Origin of the sequence: Nonomuraea sp. NPDC049784 (genome assembly GCF_040659615.1) — a bacterium.
Taxonomy (GTDB): domain Bacteria; phylum Actinomycetota; class Actinomycetes; order Streptosporangiales; family Streptosporangiaceae; genus Nonomuraea.
Window position 1 is genome coordinate 1 of the sequence record NZ_JBFAMX010000115.1, and the last position, 24,966, is coordinate 24,966.

General features: G+C 68.3%; 26 protein-coding genes and 3 pseudogenes. 14 read left to right on the forward strand and 15 right to left on the reverse strand.

The window, feature by feature from the left end; all coding sequences use genetic code 11:
• Positions 1 to 8: 8 nt before the first annotated feature.
• The 5 genes from AB0J09_RS23705 to AB0J09_RS23725 all read right to left on the reverse strand — a co-directional run bounded on the left by AB0J09_RS23705 (position 9) and on the right by AB0J09_RS23725 (position 2,663).
• Positions 9 to 305 (reverse strand): GlsB/YeaQ/YmgE family stress response membrane protein, encoded by a 297-nt coding sequence (locus tag AB0J09_RS23705; protein WP_360694828.1) that lies wholly within the window; start codon positions 303 to 305, stop codon positions 9 to 11.
• A gap of 228 nt (positions 306 to 533) precedes the next feature.
• Complete coding sequence (locus AB0J09_RS23710) at positions 534 to 1,496, reverse strand: LysR substrate-binding domain-containing protein (protein WP_360694831.1); 963 nt, start codon at positions 1,494 to 1,496, stop codon at positions 534 to 536.
• Positions 1,497 to 1,585: 89 nt separating this feature from the next.
• A complete protein-coding gene (locus AB0J09_RS23715; protein WP_360694834.1) occupies positions 1,586 to 1,783 on the reverse strand; it encodes a hypothetical protein in 198 nt (65 codons plus the stop codon).
• A 155-nt stretch (positions 1,784 to 1,938) separates the two neighbouring features.
• Complete coding sequence (locus AB0J09_RS23720; RefSeq protein ID WP_360694837.1) at positions 1,939 to 2,112, reverse strand: CsbD family protein; 174 nt, start codon at positions 2,110 to 2,112, stop codon at positions 1,939 to 1,941.
• Positions 2,113 to 2,351: 239 nt separating this feature from the next.
• The gene (locus AB0J09_RS23725) at positions 2,352 to 2,663 is read right to left on the reverse strand and encodes a UBP-type zinc finger domain-containing protein (RefSeq protein WP_360694840.1); all 312 of its coding nucleotides are present in this window, start codon (positions 2,661 to 2,663) and stop codon (positions 2,352 to 2,354) included.
• A 295-nt stretch (positions 2,664 to 2,958) separates the two neighbouring features.
• Between AB0J09_RS23725 and AB0J09_RS23730 the strand changes: the two genes are divergently transcribed.
• From AB0J09_RS23730 to AB0J09_RS23745, 4 genes are all read left to right on the forward strand, one after another.
• On the forward strand, positions 2,959 to 3,369 hold the full coding sequence (locus AB0J09_RS23730) for an ATP-binding protein (RefSeq protein ID WP_360694842.1): 411 nt from the start codon (positions 2,959 to 2,961) through the stop codon (positions 3,367 to 3,369).
• 415 nt (positions 3,370 to 3,784) lie between these two features.
• Positions 3,785 to 4,207: an STAS domain-containing protein gene (locus AB0J09_RS23735; protein WP_360694845.1), complete on the forward strand. Its 423-nt coding sequence runs from the start codon at positions 3,785 to 3,787 to the stop codon at positions 4,205 to 4,207.
• 180 nt (positions 4,208 to 4,387) lie between these two features.
• Positions 4,388 to 4,783 (forward strand): STAS domain-containing protein, encoded by a 396-nt coding sequence (locus AB0J09_RS23740; RefSeq protein WP_360694848.1) that lies wholly within the window; start codon positions 4,388 to 4,390, stop codon positions 4,781 to 4,783.
• Positions 4,784 to 4,857: 74 nt separating this feature from the next.
• Positions 4,858 to 5,991 (forward strand): protein kinase, encoded by a 1,134-nt coding sequence (locus AB0J09_RS23745; protein WP_360694851.1) that lies wholly within the window; start codon positions 4,858 to 4,860, stop codon positions 5,989 to 5,991.
• A gap of 81 nt (positions 5,992 to 6,072) precedes the next feature.
• On the opposite strand, the gene AB0J09_RS23750 is transcribed toward AB0J09_RS23745, so the two are convergent.
• The 3 genes from AB0J09_RS23750 to AB0J09_RS23760 all read right to left on the reverse strand — a co-directional run bounded on the left by AB0J09_RS23750 (position 6,073) and on the right by AB0J09_RS23760 (position 10,243).
• Positions 6,073 to 6,180 carry a three-helix bundle dimerization domain-containing protein gene (locus tag AB0J09_RS23750; protein ID WP_360694854.1) on the reverse strand — a complete coding sequence of 36 codons (108 nt, stop codon included), beginning with the start codon at positions 6,178 to 6,180 and terminating at the stop codon, positions 6,073 to 6,075.
• 251 nt (positions 6,181 to 6,431) lie between these two features.
• Positions 6,432 to 6,875, reverse strand: coding sequence for a transposase (locus tag AB0J09_RS23755; RefSeq protein ID WP_360694898.1), 444 nt, complete (start codon positions 6,873 to 6,875; stop codon positions 6,432 to 6,434).
• 509 nt (positions 6,876 to 7,384) lie between these two features.
• Positions 7,385 to 10,243: a TIR domain-containing protein gene (locus AB0J09_RS23760; RefSeq protein WP_360694857.1), complete on the reverse strand. Its 2,859-nt coding sequence runs from the start codon at positions 10,241 to 10,243 to the stop codon at positions 7,385 to 7,387.
• A 166-nt stretch (positions 10,244 to 10,409) separates the two neighbouring features.
• Between AB0J09_RS23760 and AB0J09_RS23765 the strand changes: the two genes are divergently transcribed.
• Positions 10,410 to 13,466 (forward strand): TIR domain-containing protein, encoded by a 3,057-nt coding sequence (locus AB0J09_RS23765; protein WP_360694859.1) that lies wholly within the window; start codon positions 10,410 to 10,412, stop codon positions 13,464 to 13,466.
• Here the strand turns inward: AB0J09_RS23765 and AB0J09_RS23770 are convergent.
• The gene (locus tag AB0J09_RS23770; protein WP_360694862.1) at positions 13,459 to 13,725 is read right to left on the reverse strand and encodes a hypothetical protein; all 267 of its coding nucleotides are present in this window, start codon (positions 13,723 to 13,725) and stop codon (positions 13,459 to 13,461) included. The genes AB0J09_RS23765 and AB0J09_RS23770 overlap by 8 nt on opposite strands.
• Positions 13,726 to 13,995: 270 nt before the next feature.
• Here AB0J09_RS23770 and AB0J09_RS23775 point away from each other — a divergent pair, with 270 nt between their 5' ends.
• From AB0J09_RS23775 to AB0J09_RS23790, 4 genes and pseudogenes are all read left to right on the forward strand, one after another.
• A complete protein-coding gene (locus tag AB0J09_RS23775) occupies positions 13,996 to 14,598 on the forward strand; it encodes a response regulator transcription factor (RefSeq protein ID WP_360694865.1) in 603 nt (200 codons plus the stop codon).
• Between the two features lie 414 nt (positions 14,599 to 15,012).
• Positions 15,013 to 15,184, forward strand: a pseudogene (locus tag AB0J09_RS23780) (DDE-type integrase/transposase/recombinase); the annotation flags it as partial.
• 33 nt (positions 15,185 to 15,217) lie between these two features.
• A pseudogene (locus tag AB0J09_RS23785) lies at positions 15,218 to 15,361 on the forward strand (integrase core domain-containing protein); the annotation flags it as partial.
• A 159-nt stretch (positions 15,362 to 15,520) separates the two neighbouring features.
• Complete coding sequence (locus AB0J09_RS23790; RefSeq protein WP_360694901.1) at positions 15,521 to 16,021, forward strand: ATP-binding cassette domain-containing protein; 501 nt, start codon at positions 15,521 to 15,523, stop codon at positions 16,019 to 16,021.
• On the opposite strand, the gene AB0J09_RS23795 is transcribed toward AB0J09_RS23790, so the two are convergent.
• Complete coding sequence (locus tag AB0J09_RS23795) at positions 15,930 to 16,349, reverse strand: transposase (protein WP_360694869.1); 420 nt, start codon at positions 16,347 to 16,349, stop codon at positions 15,930 to 15,932. The two genes, AB0J09_RS23790 and AB0J09_RS23795, sit on opposite strands and share 92 nt — an antisense overlap.
• An 84-nt stretch (positions 16,350 to 16,433) precedes the next feature.
• Here AB0J09_RS23795 and AB0J09_RS23800 point away from each other — a divergent pair, with 84 nt between their 5' ends.
• The 3 genes from AB0J09_RS23800 (at position 16,434) to AB0J09_RS23810 (ending at position 18,808) form a co-directional block, all read left to right on the forward strand.
• Complete coding sequence (locus AB0J09_RS23800) at positions 16,434 to 17,366, forward strand: alpha/beta hydrolase (RefSeq protein ID WP_360694872.1); 933 nt, start codon at positions 16,434 to 16,436, stop codon at positions 17,364 to 17,366.
• 16 nt (positions 17,367 to 17,382) lie between these two features.
• Positions 17,383 to 18,102, forward strand: a complete 720-nt coding sequence (locus tag AB0J09_RS23805; protein WP_360694875.1) for a WYL domain-containing protein — start codon at positions 17,383 to 17,385, stop codon at positions 18,100 to 18,102.
• Positions 18,103 to 18,289: 187 nt separating this feature from the next.
• Positions 18,290 to 18,808, forward strand: a complete 519-nt coding sequence (locus AB0J09_RS23810) for a GNAT family N-acetyltransferase (protein ID WP_360694878.1) — start codon at positions 18,290 to 18,292, stop codon at positions 18,806 to 18,808.
• 426 nt (positions 18,809 to 19,234) lie between these two features.
• On the opposite strand, the gene AB0J09_RS23815 is transcribed toward AB0J09_RS23810, so the two are convergent.
• Positions 19,235 to 20,176 carry a hypothetical protein gene (locus AB0J09_RS23815; RefSeq protein WP_360694881.1) on the reverse strand — a complete coding sequence of 314 codons (942 nt, stop codon included), beginning with the start codon at positions 20,174 to 20,176 and terminating at the stop codon, positions 19,235 to 19,237.
• A gap of 297 nt (positions 20,177 to 20,473) precedes the next feature.
• Entirely contained in the window at positions 20,474 to 21,013 is a 540-nt protein-coding gene (locus tag AB0J09_RS23820; RefSeq protein WP_360694884.1) for a site-specific integrase, read from the reverse strand.
• A gap of 412 nt (positions 21,014 to 21,425) precedes the next feature.
• On the opposite strand from AB0J09_RS23820, the gene AB0J09_RS23825 reads away from it, so the two are divergent.
• A complete protein-coding gene (locus AB0J09_RS23825; RefSeq protein ID WP_360694887.1) occupies positions 21,426 to 21,863 on the forward strand; it encodes a nitroreductase family deazaflavin-dependent oxidoreductase in 438 nt (145 codons plus the stop codon).
• A gap of 112 nt (positions 21,864 to 21,975) precedes the next feature.
• On the opposite strand, the gene AB0J09_RS23830 is transcribed toward AB0J09_RS23825, so the two are convergent.
• From AB0J09_RS23830 to AB0J09_RS23840, 3 genes are all read right to left on the reverse strand, one after another.
• Positions 21,976 to 22,611: a hypothetical protein gene (locus AB0J09_RS23830; RefSeq protein ID WP_360694890.1), complete on the reverse strand. Its 636-nt coding sequence runs from the start codon at positions 22,609 to 22,611 to the stop codon at positions 21,976 to 21,978.
• A 95-nt stretch (positions 22,612 to 22,706) separates the two neighbouring features.
• A complete protein-coding gene (locus tag AB0J09_RS23835; RefSeq protein ID WP_360694893.1) occupies positions 22,707 to 23,396 on the reverse strand; it encodes a carbonic anhydrase in 690 nt (229 codons plus the stop codon).
• Between the two features lie 201 nt (positions 23,397 to 23,597).
• On the reverse strand, positions 23,598 to 24,443 hold the full coding sequence (locus AB0J09_RS23840) for a hypothetical protein (protein ID WP_360694896.1): 846 nt from the start codon (positions 24,441 to 24,443) through the stop codon (positions 23,598 to 23,600).
• Here AB0J09_RS23840 and AB0J09_RS23845 point away from each other — a divergent pair.
• Positions 24,442 to 24,966 (forward strand): annotated as a pseudogene (locus AB0J09_RS23845) (hypothetical protein); the annotation flags it as partial. The gene AB0J09_RS23840 and the pseudogene AB0J09_RS23845 sit on opposite strands and share 2 nt — an antisense overlap.

Genomic DNA, 24,966 nt, shown 5'->3' on the forward strand with positions numbered 1-24,966 from the left:
GGGCGGGGTCATCGGCGGCCGGCCCAGCGGCCCGAACGCCGGCCTGAGCGTCGGCCGGTGATCAGGTTGTAGGCGAGCAGCAGGATCGCCGCGCCGGCGATGGCGCAGACCCAGGTGGACAGGTTGAAGAATCCCTGGATGCCCGAGACGTGGAACACCTCGGTGGCCACGAACCCACCGAGCAGCGCGCCGGCGATGCCGAGCGCGAAGGTGATGATCAAACCTTGCGGGTCTTCGCCGGGGACCAGCATTCTGGCCACCAGTCCGGCGACCAGTCCGAGGATGATCCAAGCGATGATGCCCATGGCCGAACTCCCTGTGGCGGTACATCGATGTCTGCGCGGGATCGGTCTTCCGGACCGGTCGAAGCAGGGGGTCGGCCGCCGACCGGTTGCCGGCGCCGACGCTCGAACTCGTTCGCCTTCAGCCAACATCTCCGCGTACGGGGCGGAAACAGGCGATCCGTGAAGGATTCATCTCCAGGACCGATCACCGGGACGTGCAGGCTCGGGGCACGCCAGGTCATCCCCGCCTCAGGCGGTTTCATCCCCTTGGCGCATGAGCGTTGAACCGTATGCGGACGGCGCCGGTTCGGCGGGTTGCAGCCAGCCGAGCCGCTGGGCGAGTTGCCGGGCGCTGGCGATGACGGCGGCGAGGTGGCGGGAGGGGTTGGCGTCGTGCCACAGCAGTGACCAGGGGTAGTGCGTGGCGGGTTCGGTCAGGGGCCGCCAGGTGGTGCCGGGCCGGTTGGAGGTGCGGAAGGAGGCGGGGACGCAGTGCACGCAGCGGTGCTGGAGCACGAGGTCGGCGGCGGCGCGGGTGCTCTCGACGGTGCCTTCGTAGATGATGGGCGCGAATCCGGCCGAGCGGCATAGCGCGATGACGAACTGGTTGAGCTCCGGCGTCTGGCTTTCTTCGCCGAGCAGCAGGAGTTCGCCGGCCAGGGCGGCGATGGGGACGCCGTCCGTCATGTCGGCGAAGCGGTGCTCGTCGGGCACCAGCACGCCGAGTGGATCGAGCCGGATCAGCTCGGCGGTCACCTCGTGCGGAGCCTGGGAGGCGTGCCCGATGCCGATGTCCAGGCTGCCGTCGGCCAGTTGCCGGTACTGCTCGGGGGTGCCTGCTTCGACCTGGTGAATGGTGATGTCGGGATGGGCGTGCTGGAGTTCGCGCAGGATCTGCGGCATGGTGTCGTAGCCGGCGTCGATGATGCCGGCGCGAAGTGTCGGTGTTGCGGCGACGGCGTTGCGCGCGGCGTGCTTGGCCCGGCTCACGTGGTCGAGGATCTGGCGCGCCTCGATGAGGAAGACGGCGCCCGCCGGGGTGAGGTCGACGTGGTGGGTGCTGCGATCCAGCAGCCGCACCCCCACCTCGCGCTCCAGCCGCTGGATCTGCTGGCTCAGCGCGGACTGCACGATGTGCTCGCGGGCCGCGGCCCGGCCGAAATGCAACTCTTCGGCCAGCGTCACGAAATAGCGCAGCTGACGCAGTTCCATGCCCGCCACCCCTCCCTAAAACCGGGCGGCGCCGATACGGTCCGTCTTCCTGCACTGTAGACCCTCGCGCGGCTCTGGCAGGCCTGCCGCTATTTGCTGGGCTGGGGCGTCTGGCAGGCGATCTTCGGGTTCATGCCGAGGTAGTTCAGCGGGCCTGCCAGGATCGTCACCGCGATGGTGGCCACCTGATTGCAGTTCTCCACCGGTCCTGTGTAGTAGCCGCGCTGGCCTGCGGCGACGGCGCCAGCGATCAACCACAGGATCAGCACTATAGAGGCGATACGCATCGCTTCTACCTCCAACTTCGGTTATTGCGCGGGGAGTGCCGCAGGCGATGAGGGCAACGGCGAGCCGCACGGGCTCATCGCGGGGGTGCGCCGGTATCCGGGCGGGACCAGTTCGCGGCCCCGCCCTCACCGGGCGGCCTGCCGGAGAGGGAGAATCAGCGTTTGAAGGCGTCCTTGACTTTCCCACCAGCCTGCCTCAGGTTCCCCGCGAGCCGATCGCTCTTGCCCTCAGCCTGCTGGCGCGGGTTGCCGGTGGCGCGGCCCAAACGCTGCCTGACCCAGCCCTTGACGGCCTGCGCCTTGTCTCTGATCTTCCTGCCAAGGCTCATCGTGATTTCCCTTCACCGCCCCGCTCAGCCATCACCCGGGCAGACCATTGATCTGCCTGCCCGTCGGCCATGACCTCGTGTAGGCGGACACTCACCGCGCTCAGGCGGCTTGGAGTCTCAGTGTCCTTCCCTGCCTGTGGTGGGGAAATGAGCAAGGATCAGGCTGGTTATCACCGGAACAGATGAGCGTGCCCTGGGGCGATGTCGGCGCCCGGGGGCCGGGGCCAGGACGATGGTGCTCACACGGTCCGTTCGTGGACGTAACACCAGCGCCAAGCCGTTTCCGGCTCCAGCGCCGCGACCACCGGATGATCGGTCTCCCGGTAGTGCTCGCGGGCGTGAGTGCCCGGCGAATCGTCGGAACAGGCCACCCACCCGCATGTCAGGCACGCCAGCAGGCGGGTCCAGGCCAGGCCCAGAGCCAGGCATCCGGCGCACTGCGGTGATCCGGGCTCAGCTCTCGGAGAAATATCAACATGTTCGCATCGTGGCGCCTGACCGTTCAGGCTGCCGCGCGCGCTCACTTCGATGCCATCGATGTTCAGGGTCATGACGACCCTCCTCAGGCGGCAGCCGGCACGAGGTGTGGCGGCTGGTCCCCTTGACTCAACCTCATCGGCCTACCAGCGGAAACGGGCAATCGCAGCAAGCCCCATCACCAGCCGCGATCGCCACGTTTGCAGGCCCCGAAAGCCGAGAGGGCCGGAACGGGCTTGCCGAGGGCTCACCTCCCAACTCGCCCGGGACCTGATGATGGCTGGTCAACGCGATCACAGACATGGCAGCGCAAGGACTGGGCGAGAGGTGGGCGATCCGGCCACCCCCGCCGAGAGGCAGCGATTCATCATGATCTCCGAGTTCCGGTTACAGTGGCCGATCACCCGCGACCTGGCGGCGCTGCGCGAGTGCGTGCACGCCTTCGGTCTCGCAGCCGGCCTGACCGGCCGGCGCCTGCAGGATCTGGTGTTCGTCGCCAACGAGGCTGCCACCAACGTGCTACGGCACGGCGGCGCAGGCGGCGCCCTGATCGCGTGGAGCGACGACGTAGGGGTGAACCTGAAGGTGGTCGACGCCGCCGCTGCCCTGAGCGAAGCCGATCTGAGCCTCGAACCCGACCTCGCCGCCGGCCACTGTGTCGGCCACTGTGTGGGCCTGTGGCTGATCCGGCGCCTGTGTGACGAGGTCAGCCTCGAAGGCGTTGCGGGCAGCGCCCGGCTACACCTGCACCTGCATCGCCGGCCAGATGCCACGGCCTGACCCCCCAGGGCGATGAATCGTCCATCGGAGCGCGACAAGAAGGGCATCCCTTTCTGAACCTGGGTGAGCCCCATCGCGTGTTGTGCGCGGAGAAGGTGCCCGGCAGGACTCGGTGCGCATCAGAGGCTTGTCCGGTCTGCAGGCCGCGGTTCACGGTGAGGTGTGGCGGCGCGGGCCCAGGAAGATCGGCATTGCGCAGGGGGAGGTCCCGCCGCCCGCACCCGCCAACACCTGGTCGGTGATCGCCGGTGGTGATAAACCTGGCTCAAATCGGCGGTTTCCGCGGTGGCGAGCCTGCTAGATGATCAGAGCACTGCACGCACGACACCGCTCACGCTGGCACCCTCGCAACGTGTTCATGCCGCCTCAAGCCCGCGGCCCTCTTGTCTCCCGTACTCCCCCGTAGGAGCCCGGCATGAACACCACGCACGCCGCCAGCGTCTCCGCGCTTGTGATCGCCGCCCTGATCGAACGACTCGTGATCGCGCTCACCCCGATCACCGCCGCCAACCGGCTCCTGCGCATCACCGCGCTCGCCGACCGTGCGGGCCTGCGGATCGAGGGCGAGCTCGACCACTCCACCCTGCCCGCCCTGAGGCGGGCCCTGGCCTCAATGACGAGCGGCGGCGGCTTCTGCATCGATCTGAGCGGCCTGGCGTTCATCGACATCGGCTGCCTGCGCGCCCTGGTCAACGCCGCCGCCGCGCTCCACGACGGCGGCGGCGACCGTGTGCTGACGTTGCGCTCGGTGCCCCCACATGTGCGACGCCTGCTCGCGCTCACCGGCTGGCACCAGACGCCCGGTCTCCACCTGCAGGCATCGGCGCGCCCCGGCTGACCCACGCCTGGCCCAGTTCACTCATGAGTCCACTGGCCCTGGGAGATGCCCCCGGTGTGGTGCCGCCGGCCACCTGCGCAGCCCGTGACAGCAGCCCAGTTACCGACCTCGTTCGACCTCATCGCGAAGCCCTATCCCCGCGATGCCAGCATCCAGTGATGCCCTCGATCGGAGCACCTCATGACCACCCTCCACCCCCGCCTCGGGGCAGGTCTGTGGCTCATCCCTGCCGCCGCCACCATCGTGCACCTGCGCGGTGAACTCGACCTCGGCACCCGCGAGGCGGTACGCGAACGCGTGCTGCGCGCCTTGCACCGCAGCACCGGCCTGCTCATCCTCGACCTGTCCGGAGTGTCTTTCTGCGACGCCGCCGGACTGGGTGTCCTGATCGGCGTCCAACACCAGGCCAGAACCCTGAACATCGCCCTCGGCCTGGCCGCGCCCCGCCCGCACCTGGCCAGGGTGCTGCGCCTCACCGGCCTGGACCGCAGCTTTCCGATGTACGGCACTACCCCGGGCAGAGGCACCAGCGTGGCTACGGGCAGCGTCGGGTCCGGCCCTGCGGCAGCGCGCTGAGACTTCGTGCGCCTATGTCTGTTCTCCCAGCCAGCAGCCGGACGACTGCTCGGCCGTGCCCGTGTCTCCCCGCCGTGGCTCTACCCGCTGCGGCAACAGCAGAGCTGGACCGGCTGCGCCATCAGGTGCTCCAAGACGCCCAGATCGAGGTCGCCGAGATCCTCGCCCAGGCCCGCACTGACGCCGAGCAGATCATCACCTCAGCGCAGATCATCGCCTCGGCCACGCTGGAGCGTGCGCGGAGCCAGCCCCTGTCGCGGCGCTGGAGCCAAGCGGGTCAGGTTACGCAGCCGGCGCCCACACCCGTCGACGGCGACCACGATGGCCCTGCGCCGATCATGGTGCTCAACGACCGCTGGCGCATCTACGCCCCCTTGAACGCCGACGCCAGCGCCATGGCCACCCTGTACAAGGCCTACGAACTCGCCGACCCCGCCACCATTGTTGTGGCCAAGGTGTTCCACCAGGCCAACAACGACCCCCAACGGTTCCGCACCTACCTGCGGGAAGTACGAAGCATGCGACTGCATGACCCGCACATCGGGCAGATCATCGACTCCGGCCAGGACCGCAGATCCCAGGCGGTCTACCTCATCTCCCCCCTCTACCAGCCGGGCAGCCTCCACCTCCACCAGCGGGCAGGCGCCGGCGTCTCGCTGAAGTGGAGCCTGCAGGTTCTGGATCAGGTGCTGGCCGGGCTGCAGGCCGCCGCCGCGAGCAACATCATCCACCTGGACATCAAGCCGCAGAACATCGTCCTGGACGGCCTCACCAACATCAGGATCATCGACTGGGGAATGTCCCAGCTGCACCAGGCCGGCAAGAGCGTCTCCACGGTGTCCCCCGGCGGCACCAAGTGGTTCGCCAGCCCCGAGCAACTCGGCGCCACCGACGCCGCACCCAGCACTCTGTCCGACCTGTACGGCGTCGGCGCCCTGGCCTACTGGCTGCTGACCGGCCTGGCACCGCTGCGACGCGAGATCGAAACCCGCACCGGCACCGCCGGTACCGGAACCGACCTGCTGCAGGTCCGCCACCTGATGCAAACCGGCACCCGGCCCGAACGCGCCGACCACCTCAACCCTCACGTGCCCGAACAGCTGGGCCGGCTCATCGACCAATGGCTCAGCTACACCCCCACCGACCGCATCCCGCACGGGATGGATCCCGCCGCCGCGCTCGGCTGGGCGCGCACGACCCTCGGCTGACAACGCCCGTATCCGCATCCCGGTGGGAGGCGTTGACTGGAGGTGCCCGGCCACCTGGCCTTCCTCGGGCGTGCAGAGACATCAGCGCGACGAGGCGGACCGGCGCAGGTCTTCTTTGGCGATCAGCTCGACGAAGATCGGAATGAAGTCACGGATCGGCCGGCCACCGAACCGGTGGTGGGCCGTCACCACGCAGAACGTACCCGTTCAGCCGAATGTCTGCGGGCGAAGGCTCTGGTCAACCGTGCCTGCAGTTCATCCACCGCCAGGTGTTCACGTTCGGCGACATCAATGTCCATGGACTCTCCCCACGAAGGTTTGGAGGGCGTATCTCGCCGAGCACCTCGGGGCCTGCTCACCGCCTGTCCGGTGCCAAAACTCGCTCATAGCGCTGGCCTGAGGTTTCACGCGGCGTCAAGCGGCTCTGCGATACTCGTGGATCAGGCCGCAGACGGCGCTCCGTCGCTTATTCGAGCCGTGAGATCGACCACTTCAGCCGGATCGTGAATGGGTTGGCGTAGTGACAGTGCCTGATGCGGTCGGTGCTGGTTGTAGTGGCGCTCATACTCGGCCAGTACTCGTCGCAGATGCCGCTCACCGTGAACCAGAAGGTGATCGAGGCATTCGCGCCGGAGCGTGCCGACGAACCGCTCGGCGAACGCGTTCGCCCGCGGCGAGCGCGGCGGGATCTTGAGGATACGCACGTCCGCCCCGGCGAGCACATCGTCAAAGTCCGGCCTGGGCTGGGCAACCTGGCGACGCAGCACCGCGATCTCATGCCGCAACACCAAGATCTCCACCTCTTTGGAGGCGCCGCCCCGAGTGAGCAGCACCAGCCAGCCGAACGCCCTGACCACCAGCAGATACAGAAGGCGAAACAGCACGAGAACCAAGCCTAGAAGACCAGGTCAGACCCTCATTGCCAGTTTCTGGCACCGGACAGGGCAGTTCACCCCAACCGGGCGCGCGCTGGTGCTCAGCTCCGACGACCACATTGTCCGCTTCGTGGACCCGGCGTCCTGCACGGTGGGGCGCAGCCTGCGCACCGGCAGGGGCACGCCGCGCATAGCCAAGACGGCACCCTCATGACCTCCGATGAGCCACTGCGACTGTGGGACGCGCAAAACCTCGGACCCCTCGGCGAATCATTGCCCGTCCAGGGGCTCGACCCCGCTCAGACGGACTTCGCCGCAGACGGTCCGTGCCTCATGGTTCTCAGCTCGGAGGCGTCGGTACGCCGCAGCCCGTCGGCCCAAAAGATCTGATCCAGAGAGCCTGCTATCACGGGACGTGAGCGCACCCCTCGCCGAATGGGCCAGATTCCTTCCGGATGATGACGGACAACCGCTTGCGGCCGAAGACCGTGGACCTCGGGAGGCCAGGCGGACCGAGATCACTCGCGGTCGATCAAGCCCTTCAGCACGCGTCGCACCTTGCTGGGAGCCGATATGGCGAAGCGGGTCGCCCCGATCATCCCGTCGAAGAGCGGCCGGGGCAGGGCACCGAAGGCCTCCGCGATGTAGCCTCGCAGCACCTCGTCGTTCCACAGCCCGTGGATCTCACTCAGGCCACGCCGTGCCTGGCTGATCAGTTCGCGCGCCTCGGCGTCGTCCCGTTGGTTGTAGCGCGCTATCCCAAGCTGCAGAAGGGACCGCAGCGTGTCGGGATGCCGCTCGCCCAGCACCAGCCTCTGGTCCCGATAAGCCCGGTCCGCGAAGGCCGCAGCGAGGGGGAAGTCGAGCGCGTGCATGGCGGCGCCGCTGAGGCCGTAGAGGATGCGTAGCCTGATGGGGTGCCCCTTGCCCAGCACGGCTCGGGCCTGCTCGTCGGCGGCCTCTAGCACGGCCCGGCCAGCCGTGGCGTCCTGCCAGCCCGCCAGGTTGATGCCGTAACCTACCATGGCGCTCAGCGTGAGCGGGTTCGACGGGCCGAGCCTCCGTTCGTACTCCTCACAGAGCTCCTTCATCCTGGCGAGTTGTTCTCGGTCCACTTTGCCAAACGGATAGGGCCGGTGCGAGAACGCCGCGAGCTCCGCGTCCACCAATGCCACGGCCGCCTCGAAGGCCAAGGGGTGCTGCGCGAGGTCGGCTCGTTCGAAGCTCGCGATGGCTCGCTCGGCCGTCGCCCTGGCCACGCTCGGACGGCGAGTCAGCCCTTGCAGGAGCGCCTCCTCCAGGTGCCGCTGAGGCAGGTCAGCAGCGGTGACCTGCGTCAGCATGGCAGCCGCGGCCTTCAGTCTGCCCCGCTGGCGCAGTGCCCGCGCCCGATCGATCCGCACCCGGTCGGCCTGGTCGGCGGCCATCCCGAACAGCCGCTCCTCCAGGCGCCTCCAGTACGGCTCGGCCTCGGCGTACCGGCCCAGCCCGTCCAGCCCGCCGGCGAGCGCGTGCAGGGCCTGCGCCCGTACCCCGTCATGGTCCTCCTCGGACGCGCGAGGGGAGTCCGCCAGTACCAGCCGGGCCAGCTCGGCTGCCGGGGTGTAGTCGCCCACGGTGACGAGCATCAGCGCGGCGAGCGCCGCGGCCCTGCAGGTACGCGGGTCGTCGTCGCCGTGACGGTCCCGTAGCCGCGCCGCCAGGCTCTGAGCGTGTCTGGCGGCGGAAAGGTGGTTCGACGACTGCTCGTCGATCGCGATCAGCGGCGACAACAGGGCCTCGGCGACGTCGCCGGCCAGTTCGCCGTTGGTCACCAGATGCCGGGCGTGGGCCACGATCTCCGGCTCCGGCGGGTCCTCTGCGGCCAGTCGCTCGGCCACGGCCTGGCCCGCCGCAGCCAGGCATCCGTGCCGGGCTTCCGCCGGAACGGAGCGAAGAACCCTGGCGTGCACCGACACGCCTTCGCCCGCCGCGACGATGACGCACCTGCGGGTGAGCGACTCCAGGGCGGGCAAGAGTCGCTCCTGCGTCTCCTGCCTGCTCCAGCCGTGCAGCAGGGCCGCGGCCCGGCGCAGGATGTACCGAGGGAACGGGATCGGCGCGAGGAAGGACGCCAGCCCCAGCACCGACAGGGCGGGCACATCCAGTTCCCCCAGGATGTCCTTCAGCACGCTGTCCGCCGTGCCGGTGATCTTGTGCCGGTACTCGGCCAGCGACATCAGGCCGCGGCCCGCCCGCAGCTTGGCGCTCGCCAGGCGAAGATCCTGGGGATGCCCGCCCAGGTCGTGGACGAGGCGGGCGGCCTCAGCTTCCTCTCCGGTCCCGTACGCATCCTTGAGGAGGGCGAGGCCCTCGGCCTCCCTAAGGCCGCTCAGCCGCACAGGCCCACCGAGATCAGTGAAGCGGTCCTCCCGGCAGGTCAGGATTGTGCGCACGTACCGGGAAGGGATCAGCAGCTCCCGTACGACCTCGTCGGAGACCCCCGCCGGGACCTGGTCGACAATCCACAGCACCGGATCCCCCCGCTGCGTGAAGTGGGCGGCAATGCGGGTGCGCAGGCTGTCGTCATCCGCCCCGGCGAGCGGTATCCCGGTGCCGACGGCCATGTCCCGCACCATGCGACGGTAGTCGAGCAGCAGATCGGGACCGGCCGGGCCGGGGTCGAGGGCGAACCAGTGGACCCCGCCTGGGAAGGCGGCGGCGAACTCCTGGGCGTACTGCGCGGCCAGCATAGTCTTGCCCGCCCCCGGAAGTCCGGAGACCACCGCCACCCCCATCGCTGGCCCCGCGTCGACGAGTCCGAAGGTCCCCGCGTGCAGGGTCGAATGCAAACGCCACAGCTCCGCGTGCCGATGGATCACTCCACGGTCGGGGAGCGGGTCACCCGGCCACCAATGGGGCGGCGCGACACTCCTCGATGCGCCCAGCGGGCCGGACAGGGCCGCCACCCGTCCAGCCATCTCGTGGGCGAAACGCCGGTATCCGGCATCGGAGACGGGCGGCCGCCGGTATTTCAGGTCGCGCAGTTCCACGGGCTCGATGTGGTCCGAGCCGTCCTCGGGGTTGACCACCAGGATGCGCCCTTCCATCGTCCGGCCCTGCTGGGCCAGCAGGAAGGCGAAGGTCATCTCGAGCTGGCAGGCCGGGCGTGTGGGATAGACGCGCGAATAGTAGGCCAGGAAGACAGCCGACTTGCGCACGCTCTCCGTGATCTTCTTCGTGATGCTCTCGTGGTGGTCTATCGACCGCTCATCCCGGAAGACTTGCATGGACCGACCATGGACCTTCGCCTTGCGCAGGGCGTTCTCCAAGGCCCGCGCCTCCTCCCGGTCCTCACCGGCGTAGCTGAGGAAAACGTCGTACTCGTCCGGCTCCATGACCGTCCCCTCGGGAGTGCTGGCCCGCTGTCGAACGAGTCCATCCAACCGGTACCGCGGCCTGCCTTATGCCTCGTATCCGAAATCGACCCGCCGCCGATCTATGTCTTGACCGTGCCAGATATTGGTCGTACAACTGCAATCAGCCGATTTGGCCAGGGGTCTTATGGATGGAAACCAGCAGCTGGATCAGCTTGACATCTTCCTCTCCTATGCCTCAAAAGACGGGCTCGAATTCGCCCAGCGGCTGTTCGAGGAGTTGCCCCGGGCGTCGCCGCGTTTCGCGCCCTGGTATGACAAGCGGAGCCGCGCGGAGGAGCAGTTTGACCCGCTGATCGAGTACAAGCTGAGCACCGCCGACGTCGTGATCGTTGTGCGAACGCGGGCTTTCCCCGACCGGGAATGGTGCCGCAGGGAAATCCTCTTCGCCCTCAAAATGCGCCGGGACATCATGGTGGCGCAGATGCACCCTGACGTCGCCGAGCAGCTCTCCCTGATCGATCGCACACCCATCAACTTCGCCGCCGATTGGGAAGAGGGCTGGGCACGACTGGTCGAGCAGCTTCAGACGTACGCCAGGCCCGAGCACTACGCCCGTAAGCTGGCCCAACAAGTGCCCTTTCTGGATCCCGAGTCCGACCTCCGGCATCAGGCTTTCGCGCGCGACGTCATGGAGCGGCAGCAGGAGGAGTCCGCCCGGGCGGCGGACCCCACAGGGGCGCGGCGAAGGACACAGGACCGCATCGACGCGGGATTGCACCGCGAGCGCGACGTCAGCAGTGACGTACGGATCGAAGCCAGCATGCGTTTCGTCAACGAGATACCCGTCCCGGCGCCGACCGAGTTCCAGGACAGGGTGCTGAAGCTGGAGGAACTCAAGGAGGCATTGAGCGACCCCACCGTCCGCGCGATCGTGCTCACCGGTGACGGGGGCAACGGCAAGACCTCGCTGATCGCCGAAGTACGGCGGCGCCTGGCCGCCAGAAAGTTCGCCATCGAGGCCGCAGCGTTCGTCTACCTGGCGGTCGGGGGGTACCGGCAGGTGTCCGCAGACACGCTCCTGCATGATCTCAGCCTCCTGGCCCCGGACCCGGTGCTGCTCCGCCGCCGGCTGCGGGAGCACCTCCCTGTGGAGGCAAAACTCCGCCCGGTGCTGACCGCGCTCGGCTCGACCTCGGTGGTCGTGGCCATCGACAACTTCGACGACCTCCTCGGCGAGGCCGACGTACCCCGGGATGGGGACCTCGACCTCGTCATCCGGACTCTGATGCGCGACGGCCACGGCATCCGGCTCCTCCTGTCCGCCAAACGAGAACTCCTCGAATGGCAGCGGCGGTATGAACCGCGCGTCCGGCCGTGCGGCCTCAAGGAAGGTCTGCCGCCGGCAGAGACCCGGCCCTTCCTGGCGAGCCTGGACGAGGACGGCCTGCTGGACGTAGAGGCGATTCCCAGGTCCGAGATCGACGACCTAGGTGTGATCAGTCATGGCATCCCCCGGTTCATCGAGCTCGTGTACTGCCTGTTGCGCTCCGACCCGGATCTGACCTTGGGCGGGCTCTTGACCGACATCGACGCGGCATGCGGGGCGGCGAAGACGCCGATGCCCGTCCTGCTCCAGCGGCTCGTCAGCCGCCTGGACAGAACCGAGCAGCGCGTCGTCCAGGCGCTGGCCGTGTACGGCGCCCCCGTGCGCCCCGAGGCCGTGGACTTCCTGCTGCAGGAGTACGTCCCCGGAGTCGACAGCGCGCCCGTGCTCAAGATTCTGGAGAAGCGGCGACTGTTACGCCGCGACGGGGACCGGTATTTCCTCCCGCCCAGACCCGACGCCGAACGCATTCTGGAAACCGTGCCACCGGGCTCCGAGAACGACTTCACCAGCCTGGCCCCGCTCTACACCCAGCCATGGTTGCTGCACCGCGCCGCCGACTACTTCCACGAGGTCAGCGAGCGGGCCAATGTGCCCGTGATCCGGGTGGACGACCTGCAACCGCAGCTCAGCGAGATCCGCCTGCGCATTGCCGCGGGCGGGTACCGGCAGGCGTTGCTCCTCATGGAGGACATAGACACGAAGTATCTGACCAGGTGGGGCCAGAGCAGTGTGCTCGCCCCCTGGCTCCGTGAACTCGACGGCAAGGACTCCCTCTCCCTGGAGCAGCAGGCGTACATCACCTCCGCCCTGATCGCCGCTCGCCACGGAGAAGAGGATCCCACCGGTTCGGACACGGCCACGCTCGCCGACCTCATGCAGCGGCTGTCGCGTTCCGAGCCGTTCGCCAGGATTCTGCTGCGGATCCAGATCGGCAACAGGCACCTGGACGACGGCCGGGTCACCTTGGCGATCGGGCAGTATCGGGTGGCGGCCCGGCACAGCCGACTCCGCTCACTGCGGTACGAGGAAGGCAAGGCCAGGACGAACCTCGGCATGTCGATGGCTCGGCTGGGGCGGTTCCGGCTGGCGGAAAAGGAGCTGAACCGCGCGCGGAAGCTGCTGTCGTCGCTCGAAGACGACGACTCCAAGCAGACTCTCGCCGTCACCCTGCTGGATCAGGGATGGCTGCGAGGCCAGCTGGGCGACGTCGATGGTGCCATGAAGCTGCTCACCAGGGGGCTGGAGATCGCACGGGACGTGCGCAGCTACCGTCTGGAAGGCCAGCTACTCGACGGGCAGGCCGCGTTGTTCTGTGAGAAGAAGGATTTCGAGTCCGCCATTCGCCTGGCGAAGGAGGCGGCCGACCTCGGAGTCCTGAACCACAACCCGACCCTCTCACGCCAGGCCAATGTCAGCCTCGCGCAGGCCTACCTGCACGCGGGCAAGCTCGAGCTCGCGGCGACCGCGGTCGAGGCCGCCATCGACAAGCCGATCGGGATCCGGGCGCTGGGCTCGTGGGTCACGTACGGTTTGGTGCTGTTCCGCCTGAACGAGATTGACCAGGCACGTGCCGCGTTCCACAGGGCCTGCACTGAGGCGTGGCTGCGGCTGGAGCGCGAACCACGCGAGTACCAGACTCATGAGGCGGCCGGGCTGACACTGTGCGGCTTGGCGCTCTGCAAGGAACCCGACAGGATTCACCGGGCGGTCGAGGCGTACCACCAGGCTCGCCGCCTGGCTCCCGTGGACGGCGCCAAGCAGCAGGCCCTCACACATCTGCAGCTTTTCGGCTCCGCGGACCCGGTCATACTCAACCAGGCGCGCCGGGCAGCCGAAGACCGGACGCCTAAGTAACCTTGATCAGCAGCCTCAGCTCGCACCTGTCCGGCTGGGTCAGCTGATCCTGCCAGCGCACCGCCGCGTAGCTTCCCTGAATGCTGAGGATCACGCCGCGAGGGTGCTTATCGCGGGCCTTCGCGCTCCGGTAGTTCGGCACGACGACGTCGCCCTTCTGCAACAGCTTGGCCTTCGGGTTGGGACGTGCTCGCCGGAAGAGGCGGAAGCGCCTCAGTGGCAGCTGGGCCGTATCGGCGCCGTTATTCTCGTTGACCATGTCGCCCTCCCCGCCGAGAGCACGAAGATCCCCTGCGTCCGCCACCGCGTCGAACGGATACCTTCCTCGGCGCGAGGGGGCAGACGTAACACTGAAGTTACGTAACGCCAGAGTCGCCGGTCCATGACGACTTCGGGGCGATGACCTGCCAAGCCACGCTGCAACGTGTCGGGGGCCTGCCAACACTCGGCAGAAAACTGACACCTTCATCGAGGCTGGACTGTACGACCATGGCGATGCGAGCCTGCTCCGCTGGGAGGCATGATCCGTATGACGGTTCGGGTTGCCGTCGTCGATCCGCTGCCCATGTTCGCCCGCGGGCTCGCCGCCACACTTGGCGACGAGGGATTCCCAGCGGATGCCCCCGAGGACGTCCTCCAATGGGCGGCCGAGCCGGGAGTGCCACTGGTCCTGCTCGCCGTCGAGCACGACCGGGACTGGGCCAGGCTCTCGGACCTTTTGAAGGTGCAGCCGGAGGCCACGGTGGTGGTCGTGCTCTCCGACGTAACCCCGGGTGCGTACGTCCGCGCCGTGGCCGCCGGCGCCGTGGGCGTGCTACCCCGCGACGCCTCAGCGATCTTGGTGCGCGACGTCGTACGCGCCGCCGTGAACGGCAACAGCCTGTTGCCCGTGGACGTGCTGCGCACGCTCGTCGCCAACAGCACGGACGACCAGCCCCCTCGCCTGCTCTCGGACAACGAGATCGAGTGGCTGAGTCAGCTGGCCGATGGCATGACCGTCGCGCAGCTAGCCGAGCGAGTGGGCTACTCGGAGCGGATGATGTTCCGCCTCCTATCCGGCCTGTACTCCCGGCTCGGCGTGGGCAACCGTACGAGGGCGCTCATGCGTGCCAGGGAGGAGGGCTGGCTGTAACGCGCGGTCTTGTCCCGGCCATGATCCACTGCTCACCGCTGCTACGGTAGCGGCAGATCCCGCGCTATCCCGCGAGGCGTGGTTCATGGACGGCAGTCAGCAACATGCCGCTCGACCCTTATCGGGACACCGTTGTCGAGCGGAACCTGTCAATTTGATCAGGGCAGTTGAGCTGAGCTAATTCTGTGTCGTCTTCTCTGTGGTGTCCTTCGGTTCGTTGGTCTTGGACGGGCGTGCTCGATCGTGTCGAACCGGCCGGGGAAGGCGGGACTTGGCCACGCCCAGGTCGATGAGGAGTTCGGCGAGGGATTTGGACGTCATCGAGCTGCCGCGGTCGGCGTGCAGGGTGAGCGTTCCTTCGTCGATTTATCACGCACGTGGCCGCCTGGTGCGGGGTGGTCTACCTGGCCTTCGTGGTCCGACGTCTACTCGCGAGCGGTCGTCGGCTGGGCCGCTTCGCTGACCAAGCAGACCAGCCTGGTGCTGGACGCCCTGGACATGGCCCTGTGGCGGCGCGAACGCGCCGGCCGCCCGGTCGAGCCGGGGCTGATCCATCACTCGGATGCCGGCAGCCCAATACACCTCTTTCCGATTCACCACGCACCTGGTAGCGGCCGGGATCGACGCCTCCATCGGCACCGTCGGCGACGCGCTCGACAACTCCCTGATGGAATCGCACATCGGCTTGTACAAGACCGAGCTGATCAAGCCTCGGGGCCCGTGGCGGAGCTTGGCCGACGTGGAACTGGCCACCGCCGAATGGGTCGCCTGGTTCGAATGGTCTGCACGTCGTTGGTGGCGCTCAACTTCGGCCAGATCATTGCGGCCGGCGACCAGGACGCCGTCCTGCGCAACCCGGCCGTGACGCTGGCCTATCTGGGAGAGGTGCCAAGGTGACCGGTGACCTGATCGTCGACGGTGTCTGCGTCGACCGTGCAGCAGGACGGATCGTCAGCAACATCTCCCTGCGAGTCCAGCCCGGCACGGTGACCACGCTCGTGGTCGCAACGGTGCCGGGAAAACCACCCTCCTCGAAAGCGTGTCCAGCCTCATCCCGACCTCGGGAGGCGCCATCACCTGCGCGGGGGAAGACATCACGAATGCCAGCAAGGTCGGTCGACGCCGACTGGGCATCGTGCACGTCGAGCAAGGCCGCACGGTCTTCGGGTCTCTCACTGTCATGGAGAACCTGCGCGTCGCCACGCGCTCCGCAAGCGAGATCGATCGCGCGTTCGACCTGTTCCCGGAGCTCGCGAAACGCCGCGAGAGCGCCGCCACGCTTCTCTCAGGCGGTGAGCAGCAAATGCTTGTGCTGGGACGGGCCTTGATCACTAACCCGCGATTCCTGCTGATCGACGAGATGTCGCTCGGACTAGCCCCGGTCGTCTTCGGTGCGGGGCGGCCTCCGGCCGAGCCCGCTTGAGGCGGTTGGCCTTCTGATCCTCCTTGACGGGGATGACCGCCTGAATACCGTGTCTGCGCAGGTAGGCGCGATTTCCCCGGGAGGAGTACACCTTGTCACCCATCGCGCGGGCGGGCCGCCTGCGCGGCCTGCCCAGCCCGCGCCGCCGGATGCAGATGGACTCCATCAGTGGGATGAAGCGAGGCGAGTCGCCGTGCCGGCCGGGGCTGGTGAGCCGGGTGATCGGACGGCAGCGCTGGTCGGCGACCAGGTGAATCTTGGTGGACAGGCCACCTCGGGAGCGGCCCAGCGCCTCTCGACTCGACGTCACCCGTTCGATCCCGGTCACACCAGGAGCACGGCAGGAGGGTGACGTAGTTCACAAAGAAAGGGTGACACGGCGTTGTCGCGGGCAGCTGCGACTGTCGACGGCATGACGATCACAGATGAGGACTGCCTCCCCGAGACCCTGGCGTTCAACGAGCAATTTGCGGCTGCCGCCGCCAGCCGTCCAGCTCGCGTGCAGGCGCCGAGCGTAGCTGCGCTGGCGCTCCTGCGGCGCAACCGGCTCGGCGGCGACACGCCACCGGTAAGACTCCCGCACGGCCAGGACCGTGTCGTTGAGGGCGGAGTGAAGGTACGGGTCTTCGTGCCGGACCACGTCGACGGCGTGTACCTGCACATCCACGGAGGCGGCTGGGCGTTCGGGTCCGCGGACGGACAGGACGGGCGGCTCTGGCGGCTCGCCGAGCAGGCACGGCTGGCCGTGGTGAGCGTGGACTACCGCCTCGCGCCGGAACACCCGTTCCCCGCCGGGCCCGACGACTGCGAAGCGGCTGCCCGATGGCTGGTGAAACACGCCGCGGCCGAGTTCGGTACCGAACGGCTGCTGATCGGCGGTGAATCGGCCGGTGCCCACCTCAGCGTCGTGACGCTGCTGCGCCTTCGCGACCGGCACGGCATCACCGATGCCTTCCGGGCGGCCCACCTGCTCTTTGGCCCCTACGACCTGTCGATGACACCAAGCCAGAGATCGTTTGGCCCCAGACCTCTGCTGAGCAATACCGACACGATTCGGGGCAGCTATGAGCTGTTCACACCAGGGTGGGAGGAGGAGCAGCGTCGCGATCCCGAGGTCTCGCCCCTGTTCGCGGACCTGGCCGGGCTGCCGCCCGCCCGGATCGTCGTCGGCACCGAGGATCCGCTGCTGGACGACTCGCTGTTCCTGGCCGCACGGTGGCAGGCGGCGGGTGCGCCTGTGCAGCTCGGCGTCGTCGCCGGCGCGATGCACGGCTTCACCCTGTTCCCTCTGACCATCACCGAGCGGGAACTACGGCGAGAGCGGGACTTTCTGTGCACAGCGTGACGGTAGCGTCGGCGGTATGAACCGGACTGCCCGGCTGTATGCGCTGGTGGAAGAGTTGCGCGCGGCGGCGCCGCGGCCGCTGACGGTCGCGGCGCTCGCCACGCGATTCGAGGTGAGTACACGCACGGTGCAGCGTGACCTTCAGACACTGATGCAGACCGGTGTCCCGGTGCGGACCACACCCGGGCGAGGCGGCGGCTGGTCGATCGACCCGGAGATGACCCTGCCCCCGATCCACCTCACCGCCGATGAAGCCTGGGCGCTGACGGCCGCGCTCGCCGCGGCCGACGCCTCCACCCCCTACGCCGGCGCGGCCCGCACGGCGGCTCAGAAGATCGTGGCCTCGATGGCCGGCCCCGCCTCGGTGGCGGCACAAGAACTCGCCGCACGGATCGTCGCCCTGCCGACGCACGGCGACTCCGCGATCCGTACCGCGGTGGAGCAGGCCCTCGCCAACAACATGGTGCTGCGGCTGTCCTACACCGACGCGGCAGGGCACGAAAGCAACCGCGTCGTGGAACCGGCCGGACTGCTCACCGCCGACGGCCGCTGGTACCTCATCGCCTGGTGCCGCACGCGCCGGGCCGGCCGGGGCTTCCGGCTGGACCGGATCGCAGCAGCGGCTCCAACCGGTGAACAGGCACAGCCCCATAACCTGACCGACCTACTACTCGGCTCGGCCGCCGCCGGCGCAGTACAACCGACCGCACTGGCCTCACTCACACCCCCACCATGAGAATCCGAAGGCACCAACCCGCGAACCGCCCTCATAAGATCCCTGGCCGCCGCCGACCTGCACGTCGAGTGCTACATCACCCGAGTGCGACTCCACCCAGGCACGGATCACCGAGACGATCCGGACGCTGGCCGCCACCGGCCGCCCGTTCTCCTGGTGAGTGGGCCCTGCCTCCATCCCGGAGGACTTGACCGCCCGCCTGTCGGCGGTCGGCCTGCCGGCCGCCGAACACGAGACGGCCATGTGGGCCGACCTGGAGGGCCCCCTGCCCCAGCCGTTTGTGGACGGACTGGACGTCTGCCCGGTGACCACACCTGAACAGCTCTCTGACTACGCCACGGTCGTCGCCGCGAACTGGGACCCGCCCGCCGCAACCGTGCGCCGCTTCTTCGACCGGGCCGTCCCCCAGGCGCTGGCCGCCGACTGCCCGGCCCTCTATCTGGTCGGCTATGTGGAGGGCCGCCCGGTCTGCTCGGCCGAAGTCTTCCTCCACGCACACGTGGCCGGGATCTACAACATCTGCACCCTGGCCACCCACCGCCGACGCGGCTACGGAGGCGCCATGGCACTCGCCGCCCTCCACAGCGCCCGCCGTGAGCACTACCGCGTCGCGGTCCTCCAGGCGTCCGCGAACGGCGAACCCGTCTATCGACGCCTGGGCTTCCGCTCCTGCGGCCAGTTCACCGAGCACCACATCACGCCCTGAAACCCCGACGTCCCTGCCCACTTCGCAACAGGCTCTAGGACCGCCGATGTTTCCGCATGTCAGAGAACTACCAAGGGCATCCGGTCCAACATGATCACGTCTTGACCATCAGTGCAGTCAGCTGCAGCGCCACCCCGAGCGCGTGAGCGCGATCCCAACCCGCCACCACCGCGCGCTTCAAGATCGCTCAGATTGCAAAGTCGAGTTCCCATGGAGGCTGCCGAACCTGCGAGTCGAACTGCAGGCGAAGGACACCTTCCATGAACGCAGGCCATGTACCGGCGAAGGGCCGCGCTCGTCCAGCAGTTGCAGGGTGGGCGGGTGAACGATGTCGCCGCGGAAGTCGCGCAGGAAGTCGACGTGCTTCTCCAGTACGCTCACCTGTACGGCACGCCACCCTCGTGGCGTGCCGATCGTCCTTCTGTGCTACTGGGCCTGCTGGTCGTATAGGGCGTCCATCATCCGCAGGAGCGGCGCGGGGTACGAGCCCACACCCTCATCGCTGAACTGCCCGCCGTACGACGCTTGCCAGTCGCCGGTTGAGGTGTTCCGGATGGAGGTGTGACTCAGCGTGCCGCCGTCCGCGTTCGAGCCGTAGAGCACCCAATGGTGGGCAGTGCGCTTGTTGGTCGCCGAGTCGGAGCTGACCGTGTCGTCGTGACTCGAGGCGAGGAAGGTATAGTCCGTGCCCATCTGGGAGAGCGGTTGTTTTCCCAGCCAGCTGATGAAGCCGCTGCCCGGACGCATGTCGCTGCACTGCTCGTGGGTGAGGGCGCACGCGGTCACCACCGCGCTGCCGATGCCCTGGTGCGGCGTGGCGAGCGTGACCATGTCCTCGATGTACAGGAACGGTGGCCAGGCTCTGGGCCAAACGGTGGCGCCGAGGTCGTTCGCGTCGACCGTCAGCCCGCTCAGGTCGGGCGGCGGCTTTCCTACCCCGTACCTGTTGACGCCTTCGATGGCCGCCTTCGCGACCAGACCGCCCATGGAGTGCGTCACGACGTCGATTGCCACGTCATGGCTGGAGTACAGGTAGTAGACGGTCCACGCGAACTGGCGGCCGACCTCCTGGATGCGCGTGTCGGTGGTCCCTTGGAGCCTGAGGTCGCAGTTGGTGGCCTTGTTGTAGTAGCCGAAGGTGACAACGTCGCCCCAGCCATTTGCGTTCAGCAGGTTCTCGGCGCTGTTCCATGCGCCGGAGCAGCTGATGTCGGCCTCGCGGTCGAACCCGTGGACCATGACGGTGACCCGGTGTCCGTCGCCGCGCGCCGGCGCGGCTGACGCGGCCGGTGCGATGGCGACCAGGGCGGCCGCGACCGTGACCCCGACTAAGGACAGGGCAAAACCGGATCTGGCTAATCTGCGCATCCACGCTCTCCGTTTCTGTGAGGTCGGAGGCAGGGTAGCGCGCGGACGATCATCTGTGAATGAGTCGGTATTCGGCATCCCGCCGGTCATGCCTGCTCGCGACTAAGTAGCCGCGGTCACCTGCTTAGGTGAGGTCGCCGAACTGGGCGCGGGAGGCCACACCGGGCTTAGGAAACGCCTCTCATAATCCGTGGGTCGTGGGTTCAAGTCCCACCCGCCCAACCACGCGGACCTGCGGCTTTACGCGGATCTGTAGTCGCGTCATCTGATCGTGAGTCACGGTGAGCCACATGTGAGTCACGCCCCCGCTCGCGCCTTGCCGATCTTCCGGTTGGTCGCCCGCACCGCCTTCAGCACCAGCCGAGCCGTCGCCTTGGCGCTGTCGTGATACAGCCGCGGCAGCACCGAGACGTAGGTGTCGGCGGTCAGCACGATGCTCGCGTGCCCCAGCGTGCCCTGCACCACCTTCAACTCCGTGCCCGACGCCAGCGCCAACGTCGCAGCTCCTTGACGCAGGTCGTGCAACCGGACCGGCGGCAGCCGACGCTGCACACGCTCCTGCCGGCGCAGCAGCCGCACGGTCTCCGGATCGAGTGCCAAAGTTCGCCGGCTGGCCGCGCTCTTCGGCTCACACAGGACCAGCCCATCATCGGTGTGCACCAACTGGTGTGCCACGGTGAGCTCGCGCCGCTCCAGATCGACATCCACCCAGCGCAGCCAGGCGACCTCCCCGCGCCGAAGCCCGCGCAAGGCCACCCGCCACCGCAGAACGAACAACGGGTCCTCCCGCGCGAAGCGCAGGAAGGCGGCCAACTGCTCGATCGTCCACACCGCCACCGGCGGTCGCTCTCCCCGTGCCGCCAGGCCGCCTCCCGGCGAGCGGTCCACGCCACCGGATGCGTCCGCACCGGCGACGGCAACCGGACGCCCCCACAACCTGGACCGCGAAATACCAGCTCCCATGCCCCACCTCGGCCAACCGGCCACAGCGACCCACCCAACCGCCTACCGCTGACCTCGTCGCTGCACCCGCACCGCTTGTAAACCACGCAGTGCCCGCGTTCGTAGTCCACCATCGCCCGCCTCCTGCGTCGCTGGCAGAACAACGTACGAGCCGGGCAACAGCAGACCCAAGCACGGGGAACAATCAGGTAGGAGGGCCTGCAAGGACTGTCTTGTTGGGACGGTTGCGGCACTGCTCTGGGAGCATGGCGGGAATCGAGGCGGCGCGAACAGTGTTGTCGCGAGCATGGCAGACGAGATCGTAGAGCTCAGCCCCACCGCTTGGGTGCAGGACCAGACGAAGAGGATCCTTGAGACCGGGACCACTGAGGGCATCGAGATCCTCGGGTCGCCGGTCGTGCTGCTGACGCTGCGCGGCGCCAAGACCGGCAAGCTGCGCTACACCCCCGTGATGCGGGTGGAACACGACGGCACCTACGCCGTCGTCGCTTCCAAGGGCGGCGCCCCCGAGCACCCCACGTGGTACTACAACATCAAGGCGCACCCCGAGTTCCCCTTGCAGGACGGGACCGTGACGAAGGGCTACGTCGCACGCGAGGTCGAGGGCGCTGAGCGGGCCGAGTGGTGGGAGCGGGCCGTCGCGGCCTACCCGTCCTATGCGGAATACCAAGAGAAGACCGACAGGCAGATTCCAGTGTTCGTGCTCGAGCCGACGGTCAGATAGGCCAGGCGAAAGAACACACGTGAGCATCCTGCCGCGATCAGCCCCTTCCAGAGCCCGAAGCGGATACAAGTTGGGAGGAGTTGGGCAAGCTGGATGACCTGCGCGGATGACATTATCGGCAGGCACAATGCCATTCCAGCCGTACGACGGTCCCCTCGCCCTCGGCGGCGGTGACCCTGGCCGTCGCGCCGATGCGGCTCATCCTGCCGTGCACGGACTCGCGGATGCCGCGCCGGGTGGCCGGCACCTCCGCCGGCGAGAATCCCTTCCCCCGGTCGACGATGTCGAGCCGCAGCGTCCGCGCGTCCCCGCGCAGCCGGACGGTCGCACGTGTCGTGCCGGCGTTACGGCGTACGTTGGTGAGAGCCTCCCGAGCCGCGTCGGCGACCGCCCTGGCGACCTCGAACGGCAACCGCAGCCGCTCGGGGGCGTCGAACTCCACGGTCAGCTGCGTGGCGTCGAGGTCGGCGCGCAGCAGGTCGACGAGGTCCACGTGCTGCGGCGCCCGCTCGTTGTCGGAGCGCAGCCTGTCCAGATCGCGGCGCGCCTGCGGGGCCAGCCAGTCCGCGTCCGAACGCACCTGCCCGATACCCACCATCAGCAGGGTCGTCGCCGCCGTGTCGTGCAACGCATTGGCGAGCTCGCGATCTTCGGCGCGTACGGCCGCCGCCACCAGCGACTCGCCGCGTAATCGAGCGGCCTCGGCGGCAATCCGGTCGGCCCGGTCCGCGGCGCGCCGGACAAGCATCCAGGCCGCCCTGGACAGCGCGGCCGCCGGCAAACTGGTCGCGGTGGCCCGTCCCGACGGGCGGCGGTGAAGCCGCCCGCCGCGGACGGTCGAGGTCAGACCAGGCGGGTGACCAGCCCGGTGTCGAGGGAGTAGTAGGCGCCCACGATCTTGAGTCGGCGGCGGGCGACGCGGGGGGCGAGCAGCTTGTCGTCCTTCAACTCGGCCACGGTACGGGTGGTGTGGAGTTTGATCATCTTGTCCACGTCGCCGCGGGCGCTCTTGTAGGCCGGGCGCAGGGCCTCGACGATGCGCTGGAGGTCGCCGGGGAGCGTGGCGCCCTCGCTCAGCGCGTGCGCGGCGGCCGTCACCGCCCCGCAGCGCTGGTGACCGAGTACCACGATCAAGGGGGTGCCGACTTCGACCGGACCGTACTCGATGGCCCCCGACACGAGCGAGTCGATCGTCTGGGCGGCGCTCCGTACGCTGAACAGGTCGCCGACCCCAGCGTCGAAGATCAGTTCCGGTCCCACGCGGGAGTCGATGCAGGAGACGACCACCGCGTACGGGTCCTGCTTCTGGGCGACCTCGGTTCGTCTGGCGAGGTCCTGGTGAGGGTGGATCGCGGCATCTGCGGCCCAGCGCCGATTGCCTTCCCTGAGCTTGGCCCAGGCCTCGTCGGGAGTGGCGGGCCGGCGGGCGGACCACGTCTGGCCGTGTGCCGCCCCGCCGTCTAAGAGCAGCCCTCCGACCACCAGCCCGGTGGCGCCTAACACGGTACGGCGACTCAAGATCTTGTGCGACATGTATGCAGTATGCAGTATTCTTTAGATCTGACAACCGCCGGGGTCGCCAGTCAGCCCGGCTTGTCGTGTCGTGGCCAGGGGTGGCTCAAGCCTGGGGGCAACGGCCTCGGCACTGCGCCTGCCGAGATTACATCCATGCAGATCAAGCGGCATGTGAGTACTCGCGGAGAACCCTGCCAAGCCGGTCCCGCCGACGTAGGTTCAGGTCGACGATTCGCGGCGGATCCGTGATCGGTTCCGGGACGGCGCGTTGCGGAGCCGCTTGATCCAGGGCTTGATGAGCACGGTGCCGGTTGTAGAACTGTTCGTACTCACGCAGGGCGTGCTGTAGGTGGCGTTCGTTCCACAGCAGGCAGCGGTCGAGCAGCTCACGGCGGCACGACTGCACCTTCCCCATTGGCAGCGGGGTATCAGGTGCGAAACTGCCGCGAGCCACAGGCGGTCGGCTGGTTCGTAGCGCACCCGCTGGACCTGACGGCGTAGGGGACCGTGTTCTGGTGTCGTAGTACCAGTAGTTCCGCCTCCTTGGAGACGCTCCTCCGTAGCAGCAGCGCGGGCAAAAACAACACAAGATAGGACGCACCCGCCCATGCCGCCACGACAGCGGCGACGATCCACGGCTGCCGCCTGATCCCTTGCGCCACTCGCCCCACCCAGCCCGCGCGAGATCACGTTGAGCAGCCAACCCACGCTGATGAGGACCCCGACGACGATCGCGCCGAGGATCAGCAGCGGCAGGAGTGTGCCGAGCAGCCGGCCCAGCAGCACGGACTGGTCGATGCCCGCCTGCTCGGGGATGATGCCGAAGATCGCGTACATCCCTTGATAGCCCATGTAGAGCAGGGCGTACAGGGTCACGCCGAGCGGGACCACGATGGACCCGACCTTTTCCAATACGTCGAGGACGCCCGACTGCTCCTCTTCCTGACGTGGCCCTTCTTCCTGGGGTTGCTGTGCTGCAGGCGCCGGCGGTTCATAGGCCGCTTGACTCGGAGAGTCTGGCGCGGGTGATCTCGGGAAACAAACGCCCGATATTGTGCGGATCATGCCACCCGCCGGTCCCCCGCTGCTGCGCCTGCGCCTGCTCGGCGGGTTCGGGGCCGAGCGGTCTGGCGGGGCGCCGGTGGCCGAGCGGTGGCGCAGGCCCAGTGCCAAGACCCTGGTCAAGCTCCTGGCCGTCACCCCGGGGCACCGGCTCCACCGCGAGCAGGTCATGGACGTCTGCTGGCCCGAAGCCTCGCCCGAGGCGGCGGTTACCAGCCTGCGGGTCGCACTGCACGCGGCCAGGCACGCCCTGGAGCCCGAGCTGCCGGCCCGCGCTCCCTCGTCGTACCTGGTCGGCGAGGGCGGCCTGCTGCTGCTCCACCATGGCCTGGTGAGCGTCGACCTCGACGAGGTGACGGCCGAGGCGACGGCGGCCCTGGTGGAAGGGAAGCTCGCGCCGCTGGAGCGGGCCCACACGGCGCTCGCGCCCGAGCCACTGCCCGAGGACAGGTACGCCGAGTGGGCCGCCACGCCCCGGCGCGCCCTGGAGGCGCTCGGGCACCGGGTGACGCTCGCGCTGGCCGCG

Excerpts from the sequence above, each read along its gene's own strand:
- AB0J09_RS23760 (WP_360694857.1), bottom strand. The coding sequence starts at position 10,243 with ATGGAGCCGGACGAGTACGACGTTTTCCTCAGCTACGCCGGTGAGGAC.
- AB0J09_RS23825 (WP_360694887.1), top strand. The coding sequence starts at position 21,426 with ATGGCAGACGAGATCGTAGAGCTCAGCCCCACCGCTTGGGTGCAGGAC.
- AB0J09_RS23830 (WP_360694890.1), bottom strand. The coding sequence starts at position 22,611 with ATGCTTGTCCGGCGCGCCGCGGACCGGGCCGACCGGATTGCCGCCGAG.
- AB0J09_RS23835 (WP_360694893.1), bottom strand. The coding sequence starts at position 23,396 with ATGTCGCACAAGATCTTGAGTCGCCGTACCGTGTTAGGCGCCACCGGG.
- AB0J09_RS23840 (WP_360694896.1), bottom strand. The coding sequence starts at position 24,443 with ATGATCCGCACAATATCGGGCGTTTGTTTCCCGAGATCACCCGCGCCA.
- AB0J09_RS23815 (WP_360694881.1), bottom strand. The coding sequence starts at position 20,176 with ATGCGCAGATTAGCCAGATCCGGTTTTGCCCTGTCCTTAGTCGGGGTC.
- AB0J09_RS23735 (WP_360694845.1), top strand. The coding sequence starts at position 3,785 with ATGAACACCACGCACGCCGCCAGCGTCTCCGCGCTTGTGATCGCCGCC.
- AB0J09_RS23775 (WP_360694865.1), top strand. The coding sequence starts at position 13,996 with ATGACGGTTCGGGTTGCCGTCGTCGATCCGCTGCCCATGTTCGCCCGC.
- AB0J09_RS23730 (WP_360694842.1), top strand. The coding sequence starts at position 2,959 with ATGATCTCCGAGTTCCGGTTACAGTGGCCGATCACCCGCGACCTGGCG.
- AB0J09_RS23715 (WP_360694834.1), bottom strand. The coding sequence starts at position 1,783 with ATGCGTATCGCCTCTATAGTGCTGATCCTGTGGTTGATCGCTGGCGCC.
- AB0J09_RS23710 (WP_360694831.1), bottom strand. The coding sequence starts at position 1,496 with ATGGAACTGCGTCAGCTGCGCTATTTCGTGACGCTGGCCGAAGAGTTG.
- AB0J09_RS23725 (WP_360694840.1), bottom strand. The coding sequence starts at position 2,663 with ATGACCCTGAACATCGATGGCATCGAAGTGAGCGCGCGCGGCAGCCTG.
- AB0J09_RS23740 (WP_360694848.1), top strand. The coding sequence starts at position 4,388 with ATGACCACCCTCCACCCCCGCCTCGGGGCAGGTCTGTGGCTCATCCCT.
- AB0J09_RS23720 (WP_360694837.1), bottom strand. The coding sequence starts at position 2,112 with ATGAGCCTTGGCAGGAAGATCAGAGACAAGGCGCAGGCCGTCAAGGGC.
- AB0J09_RS23805 (WP_360694875.1), top strand. The coding sequence starts at position 17,383 with ATGAACCGGACTGCCCGGCTGTATGCGCTGGTGGAAGAGTTGCGCGCG.
- AB0J09_RS23705 (WP_360694828.1), bottom strand. The coding sequence starts at position 305 with ATGGGCATCATCGCTTGGATCATCCTCGGACTGGTCGCCGGACTGGTG.
- AB0J09_RS23800 (WP_360694872.1), top strand. The coding sequence starts at position 16,434 with ATGACGATCACAGATGAGGACTGCCTCCCCGAGACCCTGGCGTTCAAC.
- AB0J09_RS23770 (WP_360694862.1), bottom strand. The coding sequence starts at position 13,725 with ATGGTCAACGAGAATAACGGCGCCGATACGGCCCAGCTGCCACTGAGG.
- AB0J09_RS23765 (WP_360694859.1), top strand. The coding sequence starts at position 10,410 with ATGGATGGAAACCAGCAGCTGGATCAGCTTGACATCTTCCTCTCCTAT.